The sequence below is a fragment of the Marinobacterium marinum genome, assembly GCF_013868415.1.
GTDB lineage: Bacteria > Pseudomonadota > Gammaproteobacteria > Pseudomonadales > Balneatricaceae > Marinobacterium > Marinobacterium marinum.
In genome coordinates this window covers 1-3,694 of record NZ_JACEMT010000045.1, presented here as the reverse complement: position 1 = coordinate 3,694, position 3,694 = coordinate 1, and the positions used below count along the sequence as shown (strand labels likewise).

Genomic DNA, 3,694 nt, shown 5'->3' with positions numbered 1-3,694 from the left:
CGGTAACTGTCAACGTAGTTGTCGCGTATAAGTTATCAGCTCTTTAAAAACTCGCCGCCTTTTCCGGGTTCAGTGTGACTGACTCCGGCAAGCTGAAGTCACGGATATCACCTGACCAGCGTTGGGGGTTCTTGGCCTTCTCGACTTCGAGAACCCGTTTGCGTTGCGCCAGGATATACTCGGCCTCGCCGTTATGACGCTGCTCAGGTGTCACGTATTTCAGAGCACTGTGCCGATGCTCGGTGTTGTACCAGCGCACGAACTTCAACACCCAATGCCGTGCCTCTTCGAGCGTCTTGAAGCCATTCACCGGGAACGCCGGTCGGAACTTCAGGGTTTTGAACAGTGACTCCGAGTAGGCGTTGTCGTTGCTGACGCGAGGTCGGCTGTTCGAGGGGGTAATGCCCAGGTCGTACAGCTTTTCCAGGAACGTCGCGGCCTTCATGGGGCTGCCGTTATCAGAGTGCAGCACCAGCGGCTTGGATCGGGCGGCCAGATGTTCCCGCCAGTAGGCCTTTTCGACGAACTCGCTGGCCAGTTCTCCGGTTTCACGCGCGTAGACTTCGTGGCCCACGATCTTACGGCTGTAGACATCCATCATCAGGTACAGGTAAAACCAGGTGCCACGGGCAGGTCCAGGCAACCAGGAGATGTCCCAGCACCAGAGCTGATTAGGCTCGCTGGCTTCATGTGTGGTTGCCTGGCGTTTGCGCTCAGGCGGTTTCTGCCGGCCTCTGGCATGCAGCTGATCGTATTCGTGCAACACCCGGTAGAACGTAGATTCCGACGCCAGATAACGCCCTTGATCCAGCTGATCCGCCACAATAAACGCCGGCGGGGCACTGCGATATCGCGGTTGATTACAGAGCGATACCACGGCTTCACGCTCCTGCTCTGACAGCTTGTTATGCGGTGCAGGTCTGGGCGCGATCGGTCGTTGATCCGCATGGACCAACTGATTCGCCGTCCAGCGCTGGTAGGTGCGCACACTCAGGTTTAGCAAGGCACAGGCCTTGACCAGCGGAGCACCGTTGCTCTGAGCCTCCTGGATCAGACTAACGGCATGCTGGCGATCCGGGAGGCTGGTCATTCGTCCTCGTCTTTGGGGCCCCAGATCGCCTCTGCTTTTTTTGACAGTATTAGCAGCGCGGCCGTCTCCGCGAGCGCCTTCTCCTTGCGGCGTAGATCAGCTTCTAGCTGCTTGATCCGTTTGCGCTCGGCCTTGGTCGCTTGGCGATGCTGTTTGGCTTGCTCATCTGCTTGCGCATTGGCGCCCATACAGGCCGCCTTCCAGGCTTCGATCTGCTCCGGGTACACACCGCGCTGGCGGCAATATTCGCCGATCTCCGCTTCGCTCATCGGAGCGGTCTCCAGCACCATGCGGAATTTTTCTTCGCTGCTCCACTTGTCCGGGGCGGCTGAGTTGGATGGCAAAACGGCACCTCGTTCTCTGGCGGCTTTACGCCAATTGTACAGGGTCGCGGTACTGATGCCTTCCTGACGAGCCAGCTCGGCTACTGTCATGCTGTGAGGCGGCGCCATTTTTTGGAGGATGGCTTCCTTACGTTCCGGTGAATAGTGGGGCATGGTTGTCCTCTGAAATTTTCAGGCGACAACTACGCTGACACATAGGGTCAGCTCCGAGTGCCAAAAATAAGCTGATAACATTTTTGACGTCTACCCCAAAAGATAAACGCCCGAAGAAGGTTACCAGCCTTCGAAATCATATTGCGGCACATATGGGTATCAAGGGGAACGAAGTAGCAATACAAAACAATTTTAATCAATTAGTTAACGAGAAAATAATTCAGATTGTCGGTGATGACGTTGAATACAAATGCTAAAAAAGCGTTCAACTTCGGCCAGCAAGCTGGCCTGGACCTCCAAAACGCTGCGCGTTTTTCCGGCCCGTTAACGCAGCGTTAGCTGTCATTGAATATCCGATACAGGTCTTATATGAAATGGATTGATAGAGAAAAGGGAATATTGGACTACTTTTTTGCCGCTATTCCTTTATTGACTTTGTTCTTCCTAATAAGTGCTTATTTTCATACCGTTCATCCACGATTTAAAAAAGAAGAAGAGTTAAGTAAATTAAATATTGAAATAGTCAATCTCAAGGAAAAGCTTGAACGTTCTGAAACTGAAAATTTAAAGTTGTCAGATATCGAGAGATCCTTAAGAGGTCTGCTATCTGATAATGATATTAGAATGAAGTTTTTGGAGGAAAAGTATCTATCAATAGCGCCATTGTCTGAGAAAGAAGATTACTTGAGAAATAGAAGTTTGCTATATTTTTCAAAACAAGACGTGATAGATGCCTTTAAAGAAAATAGCCAGAAAGTCGTCTCAGAGTCTGGAGAAAAAGTAGATCCCGCAACTATTAGAGTAATAGATGTTAACGTCACCGGTGGGTCTACTCCGGATCTCTATCTAGTCGATGCTTGGTCATGTGGAAGTGGAGGTTGTATGGGGCCGCTTTTTATCCAATATAATGGAGTTTACTGCTTTTCCGCATGGGCTCATTCAAAAACCATTAAATCAATTATAAAAAGTTACAATTTGAAGTGCTCTAATTTTTCTGACGAAAATATTATTAACTTAAGTGATATTATAGAAAGCAAAAGCTAACAAGTGACTGTGGTGTCTAGTTAAATATTTAAGCAATATTTTCGCCCCATCGTGTCTCGTTCTTGAGCATGGTGTTGAGCACCACGATCAGCTTGCGCATGCAGGCAATGATGGCCACTTTGGGCAGTTTGCCCTGGGCTTTCAGATGCTCGTAGAAGCGTTTGAATACAGGGTTACATTGGATCGATGACAGCATCGCCATGAACATGACCGTGCGGATACGGTGACGGCCTCCGCGGATGCGTCGCTTGCCATTCCAGGAGCCACTTTCGCGGTTCATGGGCGCGACACCGACGAGTGCAGCGATTTCCTTGCGGTTGAGTTTGCCGAGTTCAGGCAACTCACTGAGCAAGGTATAGGCGAGGACTTTTCCGACACCGGGCACACTGGTCAGGATCTCGGTTTTGACACGCCAGTGCTTGACCTGCATGACCGCTTCATCGATCTGTTTGGTGATAGTCTTTATCTGAGCTTCCAGCGAGCGTAGCACTGTTTTGATAGAGCGATGCAGAGCTTTGGGCAAGATCTGGAGACGGTTTTTCTCCATCGTCTGCATCTCAAGCAGCTGGCTACGGCGAATCAGTAAGTCCTTGATAAGACGAGACTGTTTGTCAGGGATTGGCTTGATATCGGGCTGTATAGTGGCCGCGAATTGGGCAATCACGCGGGCGTCAATCTTGTCCGTTTTGGCCAGTACTCCGATGGCCTGGGCATAGCGTCTGACACTGATGGGATTAACGACGACAATGGGCAGGTTGGCCTGATCGCAGGCAAACACGAAGGCGTGTTCATAGCGCCCTGTGGCTTCGACCACGATGCGTTCGATGTTGCGCTTTTTCAGCACATGAACGACCTTGAGGATGCTGTCTTCGTCGTTCGAAATTTGGAAATGGAGGTCCAGCGGATGCAGGACGATATCGAGTTTGGATTTGCCGACGTCTACGCCGACGTTGATGCTGATTTGGCTTTCTGTGTTCATGGTAATAAGCTGACTCTGCCTTGCTATGCGGGCTCGGGGCCCCGATGACTGTTCGAGTTATCGCTAAAGAGTCATGCAGCGCTA

General features: G+C 50.8%; 3 protein-coding genes. 1 reads left to right on the top strand and 2 read right to left on the bottom strand.

Annotation, left to right across the window (positions count from 1 at the left end; genetic code table 11):
- Positions 1–43: 43 nt before the first annotated feature.
- A protein-coding gene (locus H1S06_RS08140) for an IS3 family transposase (RefSeq protein ID WP_181736393.1) occupies positions 44–1,587 on the bottom strand; the annotation gives its coding sequence in 2 pieces (ribosomal slippage) (positions 44–1,116 and positions 1,116–1,587; 1,545 coding nt in all).
- A 369-nt stretch (positions 1,588–1,956) separates the two neighbouring features.
- Here H1S06_RS08140 and H1S06_RS08135 point away from each other — a divergent pair.
- Positions 1,957–2,631: a hypothetical protein gene (locus H1S06_RS08135; protein WP_181739032.1), complete on the top strand. Its 675-nt coding sequence runs from the start codon at positions 1,957–1,959 to the stop codon at positions 2,629–2,631.
- A 28-nt stretch (positions 2,632–2,659) separates the two neighbouring features.
- On the opposite strand, the gene H1S06_RS08130 is transcribed toward H1S06_RS08135, so the two are convergent.
- Entirely contained in the window at positions 2,660–3,610 is a 951-nt protein-coding gene (locus tag H1S06_RS08130) for an IS110 family RNA-guided transposase (protein ID WP_181737915.1), read from the bottom strand.
- Positions 3,611–3,694: the final 84 nt, after the last annotated feature.

Excerpts from the sequence above, each read along its gene's own strand:
- H1S06_RS08135 (WP_181739032.1), top strand. The coding sequence starts at position 1,957 with ATGAAATGGATTGATAGAGAAAAGGGAATATTGGACTACTTTTTTGCC.
- H1S06_RS08130 (WP_181737915.1), bottom strand. The coding sequence starts at position 3,610 with ATGAACACAGAAAGCCAAATCAGCATCAACGTCGGCGTAGACGTCGGC.